14 protein-coding genes, 2 tRNA genes and 1 pseudogene are annotated in these 14,990 nt (G+C 65.8%); 7 read left to right on the top strand and 10 right to left on the bottom strand.

Going from position 1 to position 14,990, the window contains the following annotated elements:
- Positions 1–14: 14 nt before the first annotated feature.
- From A6745_RS10700 to A6745_RS10685, 4 genes are read right to left on the bottom strand one after another with little or no spacing between them, the layout of a single operon-like run.
- Complete coding sequence (locus A6745_RS10700) at positions 15–707, bottom strand: iron-containing redox enzyme family protein (protein ID WP_066126782.1); 693 nt, start codon at positions 705–707, stop codon at positions 15–17.
- 54 nt (positions 708–761) lie between these two features.
- Positions 762–1,835 carry a cupin domain-containing protein gene (locus A6745_RS10695; protein ID WP_066126780.1) on the bottom strand — a complete coding sequence of 358 codons (1,074 nt, stop codon included), beginning with the start codon at positions 1,833–1,835 and terminating at the stop codon, positions 762–764.
- 16 nt (positions 1,836–1,851) lie between these two features.
- A complete protein-coding gene (locus tag A6745_RS10690) occupies positions 1,852–2,799 on the bottom strand; it encodes a DMT family transporter (protein WP_066126778.1) in 948 nt (315 codons plus the stop codon).
- Positions 2,796–3,674, bottom strand: coding sequence for an NAD(P)-dependent oxidoreductase (locus A6745_RS10685; RefSeq protein WP_066126776.1), 879 nt, complete (start codon positions 3,672–3,674; stop codon positions 2,796–2,798). The genes A6745_RS10690 and A6745_RS10685 overlap by 4 nt, the downstream gene beginning before the upstream one ends.
- A 122-nt stretch (positions 3,675–3,796) precedes the next feature.
- On the opposite strand from A6745_RS10685, the gene A6745_RS10680 reads away from it, so the two are divergent.
- On the top strand, positions 3,797–4,735 hold the full coding sequence (locus A6745_RS10680) for a LysR family transcriptional regulator (RefSeq protein ID WP_066126773.1): 939 nt from the start codon (positions 3,797–3,799) through the stop codon (positions 4,733–4,735).
- Here the strand turns inward: A6745_RS10680 and A6745_RS29315 are convergent.
- Both A6745_RS29315 and A6745_RS10675 read right to left on the bottom strand, forming a co-directional pair.
- A pseudogene (locus A6745_RS29315) lies at positions 4,665–4,823 on the bottom strand (Arm DNA-binding domain-containing protein); the annotation flags it as partial. The gene A6745_RS10680 and the pseudogene A6745_RS29315 sit on opposite strands and share 71 nt — an antisense overlap.
- Positions 4,824–5,069: 246 nt before the next feature.
- Positions 5,070–5,145, bottom strand: a tRNA-Gly gene (locus tag A6745_RS10675).
- 166 nt (positions 5,146–5,311) lie between these two features.
- Between A6745_RS10675 and A6745_RS10670 the strand changes: the two genes are divergently transcribed.
- The gene (locus tag A6745_RS10670) at positions 5,312–5,740 is read left to right on the top strand and encodes an RNA-binding S4 domain-containing protein (protein ID WP_066128696.1); all 429 of its coding nucleotides are present in this window, start codon (positions 5,312–5,314) and stop codon (positions 5,738–5,740) included.
- Between the two features lie 200 nt (positions 5,741–5,940).
- On the opposite strand, the gene A6745_RS10665 is transcribed toward A6745_RS10670, so the two are convergent.
- Positions 5,941–6,801 (bottom strand): RNA polymerase sigma factor, encoded by an 861-nt coding sequence (locus A6745_RS10665; protein WP_231885972.1) that lies wholly within the window; start codon positions 6,799–6,801, stop codon positions 5,941–5,943.
- A 57-nt stretch (positions 6,802–6,858) separates the two neighbouring features.
- On the opposite strand from A6745_RS10665, the gene A6745_RS29310 reads away from it, so the two are divergent.
- On the top strand, positions 6,859–7,458 hold the full coding sequence (locus A6745_RS29310) for an ATP-dependent Clp protease proteolytic subunit (RefSeq protein WP_066126770.1): 600 nt from the start codon (positions 6,859–6,861) through the stop codon (positions 7,456–7,458).
- 158 nt (positions 7,459–7,616) lie between these two features.
- On the opposite strand, the gene A6745_RS10655 is transcribed toward A6745_RS29310, so the two are convergent.
- Positions 7,617–7,692 (bottom strand) — tRNA-Gly (locus tag A6745_RS10655).
- 296 nt (positions 7,693–7,988) lie between these two features.
- Here A6745_RS10655 and murB point away from each other — a divergent pair.
- The 4 genes from murB (at position 7,989) to A6745_RS10635 (ending at position 13,345) form a co-directional block, all read left to right on the top strand.
- Positions 7,989–9,065: a UDP-N-acetylmuramate dehydrogenase gene (gene murB, locus A6745_RS10650; RefSeq protein WP_066126766.1), complete on the top strand. Its 1,077-nt coding sequence runs from the start codon at positions 7,989–7,991 to the stop codon at positions 9,063–9,065.
- Positions 9,066–9,222: 157 nt separating this feature from the next.
- Positions 9,223–9,729, top strand: coding sequence for a sigma-70 family RNA polymerase sigma factor (locus A6745_RS10645; protein WP_066126764.1), 507 nt, complete (start codon positions 9,223–9,225; stop codon positions 9,727–9,729).
- Positions 9,711–10,718, top strand: coding sequence for a FecR domain-containing protein (locus A6745_RS10640; protein WP_231885971.1), 1,008 nt, complete (start codon positions 9,711–9,713; stop codon positions 10,716–10,718). The genes A6745_RS10645 and A6745_RS10640 overlap by 19 nt, the downstream gene beginning before the upstream one ends.
- Before the next feature lie 158 nt (positions 10,719–10,876).
- A complete protein-coding gene (locus A6745_RS10635) occupies positions 10,877–13,345 on the top strand; it encodes a TonB-dependent siderophore receptor (protein WP_156513354.1) in 2,469 nt (822 codons plus the stop codon).
- Between the two features lie 103 nt (positions 13,346–13,448).
- Here the strand turns inward: A6745_RS10635 and dapB are convergent, their stop codons facing one another.
- Both dapB and A6745_RS29685 read right to left on the bottom strand, forming a co-directional pair.
- Positions 13,449–14,243 carry a 4-hydroxy-tetrahydrodipicolinate reductase gene (dapB, locus tag A6745_RS10630; protein ID WP_066126760.1) on the bottom strand — a complete coding sequence of 265 codons (795 nt, stop codon included), beginning with the start codon at positions 14,241–14,243 and terminating at the stop codon, positions 13,449–13,451.
- A gap of 35 nt (positions 14,244–14,278) precedes the next feature.
- The gene (locus A6745_RS29685) at positions 14,279–14,968 is read right to left on the bottom strand and encodes an outer membrane protein assembly factor BamE (protein ID WP_407922727.1); all 690 of its coding nucleotides are present in this window, start codon (positions 14,966–14,968) and stop codon (positions 14,279–14,281) included.
- Positions 14,969–14,990: the final 22 nt, after the last annotated feature.

Below are 14,990 nucleotides of genomic sequence, written 5' to 3'. Positions count from 1 at the left end.
GATTGTGGGCCGCATCAGGCGGCTTGCGCGTATTCGGCCTCGAAGATGTTGGTCCAGAACTGATCCCAGGCCTTCTTGCTCTTCTCGTAACCGACGCGGATCTCGTAGCCCATCGCCGGTGAGCGAGCGATCTCTTCGTCGATCGCGGCCCGCAGGCGCAGCCGATGGGAGATGTCCACGTCGCCGATATGGATCTCCCAGAAGCGCCAGTCGACGCGATCGCCCATCGCCATGATTTGCGGGTTCTTGCTGAAATGCGTGTGCATGGCCGACAGGTAGAGCTGGCACAGGCATTCCCCGCCGAGACCGCGCAGCCCGACGCCTTGTGTAGCCGACTCCTGCGCGACCAACGTGCTGATCTCTTCGAGCAGAGCGATGTTGCTTGGCAGGGGCTCGTCGAAGGTCGAGGCGTCAGCGCCCACGCTCACCAGGAAATCGTCATATAGCTGTGGGTGCGCCCCGGGCGCCTGGCCTTCGCCCAGCTCTTCGCTGAGGAACTCGGCCAGCAGGCTGCGCAGCTTGCCGAAGGGCAGGCGGTGCACCAGCAGCGCCATGTCGGCGATGTAGTAGATGGTGAAGAAACGGTACTGAACGAAGATCCTCCTGAGTGATTCGATGGGTAACGACCTAAGTGATTGCAGTTTCTTGTCGGCTAGAAATTCCGCCTCGGTCTTGCTCGCGTCCGCGAGTTGCCAAAATTCCAACATGATGTTGTATCCATTGTTTTTGCTGCGATAGGCCCCGCTCCTTTGGGAGTTCTTTCAGATCTTGTCGTAGGCACCCACGTAGACCTGGCTTGTAAGGTAGTAGTCGGTAATGGCGAGCAGAACGAGCTCTTCGTCCCCAGTGTTGCGTGTTTGATGAATAGCCCAGCGCGGCGAGAAAACTGCGTCGCCCGCTTTCACGGGCGTCCAGGTCTCGCCCACGAGGATCGAGCCTGTGCCCGAGATAAAGTAGAAGAGCGTCTCGTGCGCGTGCTTGTGGCGGTTGTTGGATTTCCCCGGTGGTATCCGTACCACCCGTGGGTCGAGGACCTCGGCGGTGCAGGGATAGCGCTCCACCGTGAATGCGATGTCGCGCGCCTGGTCATCCTCGGTGAACATGATCTCGCCGACGCCTGGATAGAGCGCGATAGGTGGCTCATCTTCGGTCTCCAGGCTGAGCCTGGCTTGGATGCGATCAGATGCTGCCCTGACACGCTCGAAACGCAGGACTCGGTAGAGCTCGGCGTGTAGCTCCATATGCAGCGCGAGGACTTCGCCGCGGCGTTGTGCCGACTCGGCGGAGATGGCTGGTTCGCGTGTCGGCGGTGCCTGGATGGGCGCCGCGGGCCATTGGGGATTAATGCCGATCTTGTGAAATCCCCGCTCGATTGCCTTGAGGACGAGCGCAGACACCTGCTGGCTGACCTCGATGAAGTCTTGCACGCCTGCCGCGCTGGCGTCGCGCTGTGCGGCTTGGCACTGTTGGGCGAAGTATTTGATCGCGACCGGCAACTGGCGGGCGTTAGCGCGTGGCGTGGCGATTGCAGTCAGCGCTGCGTCGTATTGTGCACGTTGAGGGTCTGTGATGCCGAGCTTGGACCGTATGCCGGACTCCTGCGCCTCATCCGTTTCTTCATTCGCGCCTTCATCGGCCTGGACCGCTGCATCATGCGTAGCGGCGAGCAGTGGCAAAAGAAACGAGAGGTCTTCCTTTGACGCCCAACCTGCGCTGATCGTCTTGATGATCTCGCTGCCTTGCAGGTTGCGTGCTACCTGGTCTGCGGGGCCATCCACACTGCCTAGCTCGAACTGGGGGGTGGTCGGGCCATCCAACGGGAGCAAATGAAGCATGATTTCACCTGTGAGGTTACCGTTTCGGCGGGCTGTGACCTGTCGGTTTCGCCCGCGCACCATTGACGACCAGCAATACGCCACCCATAACCAGGACGATCCCTGCCACGGTGATCGCGGCGGGGTACTCATCCAGGACGAGCATGCCCAGCAATACCGCGAAGGCGGGAGCGAGCGCGCCGAATATCGCTCCGCGCGCAGCGCCCAGGCGCCGCACGGCCTGGGCGTAGAAGTACATACCGAGAATTGCTACGAAGACGCCTTGTGCGACCACCTGGAATGCCACAGCGGGCAAGGGAGCTGTAAATATCCTGGGTTCTAGCCACAGGAAGTAGATCGGTGTGAACAGCACCGCCGAGCCCACGTTCACAAGCGCCGTGGCATGCCACGGTGATATGCCGGAGCGACGCTGTGCGATGGTGAAGCTGGCAAAGAGCAGGCCCGCTAGCATGAAAAGCAGGTCACCGCGCCATTCGCCGGCTGCGCGGTTCATCACCAGCGCGTAGCCGCCGATGCACGCGACGCCGATCACCACCGAGCCGATCCCAAGTGTCTGCAGGCGAGAGAACCGCTCACCAAAGAACGCCACCATCAGCAGCGCCACGAATATCGGCATGGCGCCGATCATCAGGGTCGCCACGTGCGCGGCGGGGGCATAGCGCATGCCGATGGAGCCCAGCAGCATGAACGGCACGCCGGCGCCCACCAGCATGACCAACATTCGCACCACACCAACCTCGGCCAACCCCAGACCCTTGCGTGCCAGGATGGGCCAGAGAAGTAACGCAGAGACGCCAAACCGCAGGAAGGTGACGTCCTGGGGCCGCAGGTTGGTGGTTACTGCAAAGCGTGTTGCAACCGACCATCCCGACCAGATCAGAGCCACGGCCAGGCCGCATAGCACGCCGGTGGCAAGATCGCCCGTCCGGGCAGCGACAGGAGCAGACAGCGCGCCGCTTTTCATGCATCGACTCCTTCGCGCAGCACCTTGATGATCCCAATGGCGTCGTCGCTCGCCAGGCCACGGCGGATCGCCCGCCCGAAAAGCTCGCGGTTGGCCTGGGCGATCGGCAGCCATGTTTCACAGCGCTGCGCCTCGGCGCAGACCAAGCCGATATCTTTCGAGACGTGGCGAATGGGCGCTTGTTCGGCGAAGTCGTCGGCTAGTAGCTTGGGGACTTTCATCCGCACGACGTCGTTAGCCAGCGGACCGGCCTGGACCATTTCGAAGAACAACGGCATATCCAGCCCGATACGCTGGGCAAAATGGGCCGCTTCCGATAGTGCTTCAAAACTCGCGATGAGCAGCAGGTTGTTGGCCAGCTTCATGCGCATGGCGGTGGGCACCGCGCCGCAGCGAACTGTCTTCTTTCCCAGGGCGTCGAAGGCAGGCTGCACCGCGTCGATGTGACTGTCGTCCTCGGCTGAAGCCAGAATCACCAACTGCCCGGTTTCAGCGGGCTTTCGCGAGCCGGAGACGGGTGCTTCGATGTAGCGTGAGCCGGCCGCTTTGATCGCGTTGCCCAGCGTGGTCGAGTAGGCTGGGGAGACTGTAGCCATGACGATCAGCGTCTTGCCGGCGACGGCAGCCGTGATCTTGCCTTGGGCGTCTCGGCCCAGGACCTGATCGATCTCCTCGTGTCCCGGGAGCATCAGAATGATCGCGTCGCAGGCGTCGATCACGTCCTGCGCGGTGGCGGCAACGGTCAGGCCGGCCTCGCGCAGTGGTGCACAGCGCGAGGCTGTCCGGTTGTAGACCGTCACGGCAAAGCCCGCTGTGTGGAGGTTGCGTGCCATCGGCTCGCCCATCACGCCTACGCCTATGATTCCCATCTTCATGACTGTCTCGCTCCTGCACGGGTCGATTTGATGATTGCTACGGTTTATGCACCGACTCTACCCAGTGTTTCGATTCGAATAAAATGGGTAATTGAGAACAAATAATTCGGTTTTATCGATATATGGAACTCTCAGATCTCCATGTCTTTCGCACTGTGGTTCAAGCTGGCGGCGTTGTCCGCGCGGCTGAATCGTTGCATCGTGCGCAGTCGAGCGTGACGGCTCGCATCCGCGCTTTGGAGGAGAAGCTGGGGGTGTCGCTGTTTGTCCGAGAGGGGCGCCGGCTGCGGCTGTCGCCGGCGGGCCGCGTTCTGCTCGGCTATGCGGATCGCATGCTGGATTTAGCCAAAGAGGCGGCCCATGCAGTGCAGACGGATGGGCCTTCTGGCACGTTGCGGCTCGGGGCCATGGAGAGCACCGCGGCTGTGCGTCTACCCGAGCCGCTTGGCCTGTTTCATGAGCGCCATCCTGATGTGGCCCTGGAGCTGTATTCGGCCGACCCGCGCGAACTGATCAACGACGTGCTGCAGGCGAAGTTGGATGCTGCGCTGATCGCTGATCCGGTGTCGGATCGACGACTGGAATCACAGGTGATTTACGACGAAGAACTGGTCATCGTCGCCGAGGCCAAACACCCCGCGATTCAGTCCGCCAAGGACGTCCCCTCGCGCACGCTGCTTGCATTTCATCCCGGATGCCCGCACCGGAAAAGGTTGGAGGATTGGTTCGCACGCGGCCACGTGTCGCCAGAGCGCATCGTGGAGGTCGGCTCCTATCACCTCATCTTGGGATGCGTCGCGGTGGGGATGGGCGTGGCCCTGGTCCCGCGCAGCGTCATGGACACTTATCACGAACGGGACCGGCTAAGCATTCATCCCCTGAGCCCGAAGTTCAGGCGGGCCAAGACCCGCTTGATATGGCGTAAAGAGGCACCGCAGGCCAAGATACTGGCGTTGTCCGCAGTCTTGCTCGAATGTAATCGCGGACCCACAGCGACATCCGCTTCTGCTTCTTTGCCCAGCTATACCGAAAATGCCACGATTTCCCGCCCTCCGCTGTGACGCACAGGGAGAGGCCGTCGGTATCAGCGAGGGTGTAATCCTTGTCAGCGGCTTTCGCCTGGCGGACGGACAAATCTGAGAGTGCCACGGTATGGCTCCTGAAAGCGTCAGGAACCGAATGGTCATTTCATCGCCCGCGCCACGCCTCTAACAATCCGGTGCGACAGTCCCCCATTCTTCTGGACTAATTTCTGGACTAGAAAGGGGGAGCTGTTGATGGATTTCGAGAGACGTCAGGAGAACGAAAAAAGGGGCGAATCTTTCGATTTCGCCCCTTTAATCAAGGACTTACAGTGTTCCTGAGCTTTCAGTGGAACACTGAAGATCCAAATTCTGGAGCGGGAGACGAGTCTCGAACTCGCGACCTCAACCTTGGCAAGGTTGCGCTCTACCAACTGAGCTACTCCCGCATTTCGCTGTACGTGCGCTATTACGTGCGTTTTGCGAAGAAAGAGATCATATAACGTGTGTAACGAGCTTGTCAAGCGGGCGCGGGAAAAATATCGATTCGACTCGCTGGGGACGCCACTGCCATGTGTTCGCCCGCCGTCCGCCGATCGCCGTATCATGTCCGGCATGTCCAAAGCCCATTCCCGTGACGCGCAAGACGGCGCGTCTTCCCAAGACAAGATCCGCCTGGATAAATGGCTGTGGGCCGCGCGTTTCTACAAGACCCGCAGCCTGGCCGCCGACGAAGTGGATAAAGGACGCGTGCTGGTCAACGGCCAGGGCGCCAAGCCGGCGCGCGAGGTGCGTCCTGGCGACGTGCTGGTGGTACGCCGCCAGGAGCACGACATGGAAGTGCGCGTGCGCGCCATCAGCGGCGTGCGCGGCCCCGCCTCGGTGGCGGTGCTGCTATACGAAGAGACGCCGGAAAGCCAGGCGACCCGCCAGCGCGCGGCGGAGCAGCGCCGTCTGGCGCCCGAACCGGCGCAGACCATTTCGGACGGCAGGCCCACCAAGCGCGACCGCCGCAGGCTGTCCTCGTGGCGGGATGGGGGCTGATCCGGCGGCTTGCCGGTTCCGGCGATGGCGCGATGGCCATCGTGTCGTCCGGCCGCGTGCCGAGCAGGCAGGTGTGGGCCGAGCCGCGGCGACGCCATGAGCATTGCGCGTTCGCCGTCGCCTCCGGCATCACTCCCACATAGCGCCCGCGTGGCCGGATCAGGCGGGCATCCCGCCGGAACAGGGCTGGCGCGCCAGGTTCAGCAAACGGCCAGCGCGGCATCTTCGATGGCGGGGGTGGCGTGGCGCATCGGTGGGTGGGTCATGCCCGCGCCGGGCGCGGCAATCCAGGGCGGGGCGGCCGCGATGCCGCCCGCGCCCGTGATCGCCGTCAGCGCCATCAGGTTGGGAGCGCGCAGGCACGGCGAGCCGTCGCTCGGCCTATCGCCTTCCCGCATGCCCGATACGGCATTCGCCGCCACGGTCATGGCTTGCGGGCTGCAGGCGCGCAGCACGGCGACCAGGCCGCCGGCATCGCGTTGGGCCAAAGCCTGGCGGCAGAGCGCGAACAGATAGGCCGCGTCCTCGTCCAGATCGTCTTCGGCCTGCCCGGGATCCCGCGGCGGCGCCGCGCGCAGGCGCTTCAGCAGGCGATGCAGGGACTGGCGCGAGGCCGCTTCGCTGCGCCCGGCCAGCGCGCCGAGTTCCGCATGGGTGAATTCGAAAACCTCGTACAGCAACACGGCCGCCGCATCGCCGGGCGCCAGGGTGCGCGCCAGATGCGCCAGGGCGGCTTCCACGCGCTGCGCCTGGTCGGCCAGCCGCTGCGGCCAATCGTCTTCGACCTGGCGCGCCGAGCCGGCCATTTGCCCGAGGATCTCCCGATAACGCCCCTGGCGGCGCAGGAAATCGATGCAGAGATGATGCAGTACCGTTGCCAGCCACGCCTGCCGGCCGGCCTCGGTGGGCGGCAACGCATCGTCCGCCGTGCGCAAGTAGGCGTCCTGCACCAGGTCTTCGGCCTGGCCGCCGTGCATCAGCCAGCGCCGCGCCATTCCGATCAGGCGCCTGCGCAGGGGCTCGTCGTGGGCCAGGGGGTGCGGGGGCGGGGCGGATGTCACGTTGTCGATCGCTCGTTCGTATACCGGTCGGAACTTAACATGAAAGGAGTTTCCGCCATGCACGCCACCGATCCCGACCAGGCCGCCGCGCCGGTCCCCGCCCCGAACAGCGCCTTCCTGGAAGAAAAGACCTTCCGCAACCGCACCGTGCTGGTCTTCGGCAGCATCACCGATACGAGCGCCTCGGAAACCGTGAGGCGCCTGCTGATGCTGGACGCGGAATCCGGCGCGCCCATCAACATGATCGTGTCGTCCCCCGGCGGCCACCTGGAGTCCGGCGACGCCATCCACGACGTGCTGCGCTTCATCGGCGCCCCGGTCAACATGATCGGCACCGGCTGGGTCGGCAGCGCCGCCACGCATCTGTACCTGGGCGTGCCGCGCGAGCGCCGTGTCTGCCTGCCGCAGACCCGCTTCCTGATCCACCAGCCCAGCGGCGGCGCGGGCGGCCCCGCCAGCGACATCGCCATCCAGGCCCGCGAGATCGTCAAGGCCCGCGAACGCATCGCCCGCGTCATCGCGCGCGAATGCGGGCAGCCGCTGGAGCGCGTCATGGCCGACATCGAACGCGACCACTGGATGCCCGCCGAGGATGCCGTGGCCTATGGCCTGGTGTCGCGCATCATCGAGCGGCGCACGGAACTGGAGCAGGGCTGATCGGAACCGGCGCTGCCCGCATTCCTTGGCCTTGTTCTTGGCCTCAAAAACGCTGGCTGCCGGTGGATTTCCCTGGCCTTGGCTGGAATGAAAAAAGGAGCCGAAGCTCCTTTTTTCAACGACGTACAGACACCCGGGGAGGTCTGTAGATCATGCACTGGAGCGGGAGACGAGTCTCGAACTCGCGACCTCAACCTTGGCAAGGTTGCGCTCTACCAACTGAGCTACTCCCGCAGAGAGGGCGCATTATACACAGATAAATCGAACGTGCGCGTCGCCTTTGCGCGCTCCCCGGCGCCTGCGGATGCCGCCTGCTTGAAAGCGTTCCTGCCGCCGCGTCCGAGCGTGGCCAGGCGAGAGAGGGCCACGCAGTCCGCAGACGCAGCCAAGGCCCTCTGGAGTTCGAATCCCCAAGGAGAAAATCCCCTTTCTTCGCAGCACCTCTTTACTCGTGCAACCCTTCCCGAATCCGCCTGCCCACACCCCGTCAAGTATCATCTCCCCAGTCCCCACGCTGCATCCCGCCCGCCATGTCCCAGCCCGCCGATCCTGCCGTTTCCGGCGCCATGCTGACGCCCGCCGCCTGCGATCTCACTCACGCCAACACCTTCGGCCTGGTGTCGCACGCACCCGCCTGCGTCACCCTGGACGACACCGCGCAACTGCAGGCGCTGTCCGACCTGGCCCTCCAGCATCCTTCCCTGCTGATCCTGGGCGGCGGCAGCAACGTCATCCTTCCCTCGCGCGTGCCCGGCCTGGTCGCACGCGTGGCGCTCAAGGGCATCCGCCTGATCGAGGAACGCCCCGACGCCTGGATCGTCGAAGCCGCTGGCGGCGAGGTCTGGCATGATTTCGTCGCGCATTGCGTCGAGCAAGGCTGGGACGGCCTGGAGAACCTGGCGCTGATCCCGGGCACGGTCGGCGCCGCGCCGGTGCAGAATATCGGCGCCTACGGCGTCGAGCTCGATCAACGCTTCGACAGCCTGCTGGCCTGGCACCTGCGCGAACGCCGCCTGGTGCGCATGAGCGCCCGGGAATGCCGCTATGCCTATCGCGACAGCGTCTTCAAGCATGCCGAGCCGGGCACCTGGGTGATCGTGTCGGTGCGCTTCGCGCTGCCCCGGCCCTGGCATGCCGTGGCCGATTATCCCGACCTGGCCCGCGATCCCGTTCTCAATCCCGGTCCGCGCCGCCCCGGCCAGGCCGCCATGCCTCCCCGCGCGCGCGACGTGTTCGATGCCGTCTGCCGCATCCGCCGCGCCAAGCTGCCCGACCCCGCCGTCGTCGGCAACGCCGGCAGTTTCTTCAAGAACCCCATTGTCGACGCTGCCCTGCGCGAAGACCTGCTGGCGCGTTTTCCCACGCTGGTGTCGTACGCGCAGCCCGATGGCCGCTACAAGCTGGCGGCGGGCTGGCTGATCGACCAATGCGGCTGGAAGGGCAGGACGCAGGGCGCGGCTGGCGTGCACGACCGCCAGGCGCTGGTACTGGTGAACCGCGGCGGCGCCCGCGCCGACGACATCCTGGACCTGGCCTCGGCCATCCAGCGCGACGTGGAAGAACGCTACGGGGTGCGGCTGGAGCGCGAGCCGGTGCTGGTGGCATAGGCTCCACGCGTTCGTCGGGCGGGCGTCTGGCAAGGCGAGCAAAGCGGTCCCGGGTGAGCGCGATATTGAAGCCCGTCCGAATTTAAGAAATAATAGTTCTCATTACATAACGATTCGCCCGAGTCCGCGTGCCGTCGCGCGTGGCCGGCTGCCGGCCTTGAACGCTTCGGACTACGCCTCGCCTCCCGATGTTGAGACTCTCTATTGCGACCATCACTCCTGGTTGCAGGGATGGCTGCGCCGGCGCCTGGGCAATGCGGCCGACGCCGCGGACCTCGCGCAGGATGCCTTCCTGAGATTGCTGGCCAAGCCCAGGGCATTCGGCAGCCTGCCCGAAGCGCGCGTCTACCTGCGCGCCATGGCAGGCGGGTTGTGCGTCGATCTGTGGCGCCGCCGCCAGATCGAGCAGGCCTGGCTGGATACCCTGGCCGCCCAGCCGGAAGCGCGGGCGCCATCGGCCGAACACCAGGCGATCGTGCTGCAGGCCTTGCAGGACATCGACCGGCTGCTGCGCAGCCTGCCCGTCAAGGCGGCGCACGGGTTCGTGCTGGCGGTCGGATGCGAGATGACCGACAAAGAGGTCGCGGAAGAACTGGGCGTCTCGACCCGCATGGTGCGCAAGTACGTCGCGCAGGCCATGCTGCATTGCCTGAACGCGCTGTGACCGGCGCGGCAGGTTCCGGGGACGTCGTCCAGCCCACGCCAGCGGCGCTGGAGCAGGCGGCCCAATGGTTTGCGCTGCTGCGCTCGGGCGAGGCAACCTCCGCCGACCGGGCCGCTTGGCAGGCCTGGCGCGATGGCGCGGATACGCATCGCGCCGCATGGAGCCAAGTCGAGCAGGTCGGCCGGCTGTTCCAGCCGATCCAGTCCACCACCCGGCCGCGTGACGCGGTGGGCGCCTACCGCGCGGCGACGACGCAGGCGGCGCGCCGCCGCTTCGTGCTGGGCGTGGCCGCGCTGGCCGGCGCCGGATGGGTGGGCGCGGCGGCCTGGCGGCAGGCTTGGCTGCCTGCCTCGGTCCTGGCGTGGTCGGCCGATCATCGCGCAGCCATCGGCGAGGTGCGCGACATTCTGCTGGCGGATGGCACGCGCATCTGGCTGGGCACCGCCAGTGCATTCAATGAGGACTACACCCCCGCATTGCGCAGGCTGGATCTGCTGGCCGGCGAGATGCTGATCAGCACGGCGGCCGACGCCTGCAGGCCGTTCGTGGTCGATACGCTGCACGGCCGCTTGCGTGCCCTGGGCACGCGTTTCATCGTGCAGCGGCAAGCGGCGTGGACGCGCATCGCCGTCTACGAGGGCGCCGTGCAGGCGAGGTCCGCCAGCGGCGTGGCCGTTGTCATCCCGGCCGGGTGGCAAGCCGAGATGGCCCGCGATGGCGTCTCGGACCTGCAACGCGCGGACCCCGCCGCCGAGTCCGCCGTTCGTGGCCTGTACGTGGTCCAGGATGTGCCGCTGGGCGAGGTATTGCGCGAGCTGGGCCGATACCGGACCGGCCATCTTGCCGTGGCGCCCGAGGTGGCGGGCCTGCCGGTATTCGGCAGCTTTCCCATGACCGATCCCGACCGTGTGCTGGGCATGTTGGAAGGCGTGATGCCCATCCGCGTGCGGCGTTTCCTGCCTTGGTGGGTCAGCGTCGGGCCCCGCTAGGCGATCTCCGCGCCAAGAATATTTGCATCGGGGAGTTCCGCTTTTTGCCGTGTCGTTCGATGAGCAGATGACAGACATCACCTGACCCACGAACGACCAAGGAATCCCGCATGTCATTGCGCCCGTCTCCACCCGTCCGCTTCCCGGCGAGGACGCTCTTGTCCGATCTCCGCCGCCGCGCCGTCCTGCCACGCCCGGCCGCCGCCGTCTCCCAGGCATGCCTGGCGGGCCTGCTGGCGGCCACCCTGCCGCCGGCCGCCCAGGCACAGGCCGGCGCATCCGGCCAGGATTCCGCGCAGCAGGGCCAGGTAAGGCACTACGACATTCCCGCAGGCGCGTTGGGCGACGTGCTGGCCCAGTACGCCAGGCAGTCGGGCATCCTGTTGGCCAGTCCGCCCGGACTGGTGCAGGGTCGGCGCAGCGCGGGCGTGCGAGGCGCCCACGATCCGCACTCGGCCCTGTCGGACATCCTGGGTGGCACCGGCCTGGACGCGGTGCGCGATGCGCAGGGCGACTACCAACTGCGCGCGAGCCAGGGCGGCGTGACTACGCTGGCGCCAGTGCGGGTGCTGGGGCGGGATCCGGCCACGACCGAGGGCTCGCGCTCGTATGCGTCGAAAGTTTTGACGATCGCCAAGGGCGACCAGGCCTCGCTCGACATTCCGCAGGCCGTGTCGGTGATCACCCGGCAACGCATGGACGACCAGGGCATCAGCGACATCCGTGAGGCGCTGGCCAATGCCCCTGGCGTGTCCATGGTGGCCAATGAGCCGGGCGGGCACTTCTATTCACGCGGCTTTTTCATCCAGAGCTACCAGTTCGACGGCGTGCCGCTGGAACGCCAGTTGTACGCGCGCGGATCGGCGTTCAACTCCGATACCTCCATCTATGATCGCGTGGAGATCATGCGCGGTCCACAGGGCTTGTTCGAGGGCGCGGGCGACCCCTCGGGCTCGGTCAACATGGTGCGCAAGCGGCCCACGCAGGAGCGGCAGGTGATCCTGACCGGCAAGATCGGGTCATGGGACCAGTACGGCGCGCAAGCCGACATGGGCGGGGCGTTGAACGACAGCGGATCCCTGCGTGGCCGCGTAGTCATGAACTATGAAACCGCCGGTTCTTTCCGGGATTACCTCGATACGAACGACCGGACGTTCTACGGCGCGCTGGATATCGACCTGGGCAGCGCCACCACCCTCGGCCTGGGCTACAGCCGCGAAAGGCCCTATGGCGGCATCGATTGGTCCGGGCTGCCAGGATATGCCGACGGATCCATTCCCGACTTCAAGCGTTCGACCAACCTCAGCGCGCCATGGAATCATGCCTACAAGAGCCAGGACACCTGGTTCGCGGATCTGACCCACCGTTTCGCCAACGGCTGGAAGTTCAAGGCCGCCCTGGTGCGGGTGCAGGAAGACAACGACATCAAATACCTGCTGCGCAGCGGCACGCTGGGGCCGCCCAATACGGTGCGCGGGGACGCGTACGCTTTCGACATGGCATCGCGGAATCTGGGGGGCGATGCCTACCTGACGGGCGACGCCATCGTACTCGGTCGCAAGCTGGACCTGACGCTCGGGGGCAATTTCTCGCACCAGCGCAGCACCGACATCTGGGGCTGGCGGCGCAACGTCGAAAGCCTGAACGGCAGCTACGACCAGCGGTCCACGGCGTCGGACATCGACAGCTACGACATCATCAACACCAACCGGATGAACGACGGCTATCGGTCCGACAAGAAGGGCCTGTACGCGACGGCGCGCTACGCGCTGGCCGAGCCCCTGTCGGTCGTGCTGGGCGGACGCTACTCGTGGTACGAGCAAACCTACGTGTCGGACGGCGTCTGGGGATACTCGGAATCGACGGCCAGGGAGTCGGGCGAATTCACGCCTTTTCTGGGCCTGGTCTACAAGCTGTCCAGCCAGTGGTCCGCCTATGCCAGCTACGCCGACATCTTCCGCCCGCAGAGCCAGCGTGGCGTCGATGGGCAGTTCCTGAGCCCGGTCACGGGCAAGAACCATGAGCTGGGGCTGAAGGCCGAGTTGCTGGATGGCCGCGCCGAGGCGGCGTTCGCCCTGTTCCGCACCGAACAGAAGAAAGTGGCTTTCGAGGAGGGCGGCATACCCGAGGAGGTGGCCAATGCGCAGTGCGGTGGCACCTGCTATCGCCCCTCGGCGCAGGTGCGCAGCCAAGGGTTCGAGGCATCGCTGAATGGCGAGGTCTGGCCGGGACTGCAATTGGCGGCGTCGTACACGTACACGCATACGCGGCACCGCGGCTCGGACGTGCCTTCGGTGGGCTACGACATCTCGGCCAACACCGGGGTTCCCCGCCATCTGGCGCGGCTGTGGGCCAACTACCGCTTGCAGGACGCATGGAACCGCTGGTCGATCGGTGCTGGCCTCACCACGCAGAGCCAGTCTTCCGGCTTCGCGTACTACGGCCGCAAGCAGGGCGGATACACGGTGCTGGATGCCCGCGTCGGTTACCAGATCAGCGACAACCTGTCGGCCGCCTTGAACATCGGCAACCTGACCGACAAGAAGTACTACAGCTCGATCAGCTACGACCGCAATTACTTCGGTACGCCCCGAAGCTATCTGCTGACCGTCCAGTACCGGATGTAGACGGCGCCAGCCGGGCGGGCCACTTGCCGTCCGGCACGGCATGCACGAAAAAAGGTCCGCCGAGGAGCGGACCGCTTTTTCGATTGCGAACGCGAGAGGTGCGTCAGCCCAGACCCAGCACCGCCTGCATGTCGTAAATACCGGTCTGCTTGCCCGCCAGGAAGCGCGCCGCGCGCAGCGAGCCTTCCGCGTAGTTGGCGCGGGTGGTGGAGCGGTGCGTGATTTCGATGCGCTCGCCCGTGCCGCAGAACATGACGGTGTGGTCGCCGACGATGTCGCCGCCGCGCACCACCGAGAAGCCGATGCTGCCGGGCTTGCGCGCGCCGGTTTCGCCATGGCGCGCCCACTCGGCGACGTCGGGCAGGGCCACGCCCCAGGCGCGGGCCACCGTTTCGCCCATGCGCAAGGCCGTGCCCGAGGGGGCGTCGACCTTGTTGCGATGGTGCGCCTCGAACACTTCGACGTCGTAGCCGGCATTCAGGATCTTGGCGGCGATCTCCAGCAGCTTGAACGTGGCGTTGACGCCCACGCTCATGTTGGGCGCGAACACGATGGCGATCTTCTGCGCGGCCACGTCGATGGCGGCGCGGCCGCTGTCGTCGAAACCGGTGGTGCCGACGATCAGCTTGGTGCCGTGCTTCACGCAGGCTTTCAGGTGTTCCAGCGTGCCCTCGGGGCGCGTGAAGTCGATCAGGCAGTCGGCATTGGCCAGGGCATCGAGCGAGTCGGTGATGGCCACGCCGGTGTCGCGGCCCAGGAAAGCGCCGGCATCGTTGCCCAGCGAGGCCGAGCCGGCGCGATCCAGCGCCACGGTCAGTTGCAGGTCGGGGGCATCGAGGACGGCCTCGATCAGCATGTGGCCCATACGGCCACTGGCGCCCGCGATGGCGATACGCATGGAATTTCCTTGGTGTTGGACAGGCATGGCGGCAATCAGCGCAGCGGCTGGGCGTCGCTGCCGGGCAGGCCGGGCGAATAGGGCGCGGTGCTGGCCGGCGGCTGGATCACCACGTTGGGGGTGATCTGGCGGCTGCTTTCCGCACGCTGGCGGGCCTGGTCGGAGTCGGTCGTCTGGCTGGCCCTGCTTTGCTGGGCTTCGGCCTGGCGGGCGGCTTCGGCGCGGGCGGCGTCCGCCTTGGCATCCGGGGCGACCGGCGCGGCGGCGGGCTGGGCGGCTGGTTCCGACTTGGCCTGGTTGGCCGGCGCGGCCGGCGCCTGCTCGATCGGCTTGCCGTTCTCGTCCAACTGGTACGGCTGCAGCGTGGGCTGTTCGTCGCCGGCCCAGCGGGCCAGGCGGTCGTTCTCGAACCAGACGGTGAACTTGCGCTCGCGCGCTTCGCCGTAGCCGGGCTTGTAGTAGTACGGGTAGTCCCAGCGGTCGGAGTGCAGCACGCTGGTCAGCATGGGGCTGCCCAGGGCGAAGCGGACCTGTTCGCGAGACATGCCGGGCTGCAGCAGGGCGATCTGCTCTTGCGTGATCCAGTTGCCTTGCTGGACGTCAATCTTGTACGGGAAGCCCCATTTGCTGCCGGAAGAGCACCCGGCCAGAACGGCCACGATGCCCAGTGCTGCCAGGCCCGTCTTGAGAATCCGGACGGACCGGATGGGATTACGTGCAATCATGGACACTTGCGCCCCGCCATTA

The sequence above is a fragment of the Bordetella ansorpii genome, from assembly GCF_900078705.1.
GTDB lineage: Bacteria > Pseudomonadota > Gammaproteobacteria > Burkholderiales > Burkholderiaceae_B > Bordetella > Bordetella ansorpii_A.
Note: the sequence above shows the minus strand (reverse complement) of the source record. Positions and strands in the feature narration are given on the sequence as shown.

Coding starts and splice junctions, on each gene's coding strand:
- A6745_RS10680 (WP_066126773.1), top strand. CDS start 3,797: ATGGAACTCTCAGATCTCCATGTCTTTCGCACTGTGGTTCAAGCTGGC.
- A6745_RS10700 (WP_066126782.1), bottom strand. CDS start 707: ATGTTGGAATTTTGGCAACTCGCGGACGCGAGCAAGACCGAGGCGGAA.
- A6745_RS10670 (WP_066128696.1), top strand. CDS start 5,312: ATGTCCAAAGCCCATTCCCGTGACGCGCAAGACGGCGCGTCTTCCCAA.
- A6745_RS10685 (WP_066126776.1), bottom strand. CDS start 3,674: ATGAAGATGGGAATCATAGGCGTAGGCGTGATGGGCGAGCCGATGGCA.
- A6745_RS29310 (WP_066126770.1), top strand. CDS start 6,859: ATGCACGCCACCGATCCCGACCAGGCCGCCGCGCCGGTCCCCGCCCCG.
- A6745_RS29685 (WP_407922727.1), bottom strand. CDS start 14,968: ATGATTGCACGTAATCCCATCCGGTCCGTCCGGATTCTCAAGACGGGC.
- murB (WP_066126766.1), top strand. CDS start 7,989: ATGTCCCAGCCCGCCGATCCTGCCGTTTCCGGCGCCATGCTGACGCCC.
- A6745_RS10690 (WP_066126778.1), bottom strand. CDS start 2,799: ATGAAAAGCGGCGCGCTGTCTGCTCCTGTCGCTGCCCGGACGGGCGAT.
- dapB (WP_066126760.1), bottom strand. CDS start 14,243: ATGCGTATCGCCATCGCGGGCGCCAGTGGCCGTATGGGCCACATGCTG.
- A6745_RS10695 (WP_066126780.1), bottom strand. CDS start 1,835: ATGCTTCATTTGCTCCCGTTGGATGGCCCGACCACCCCCCAGTTCGAG.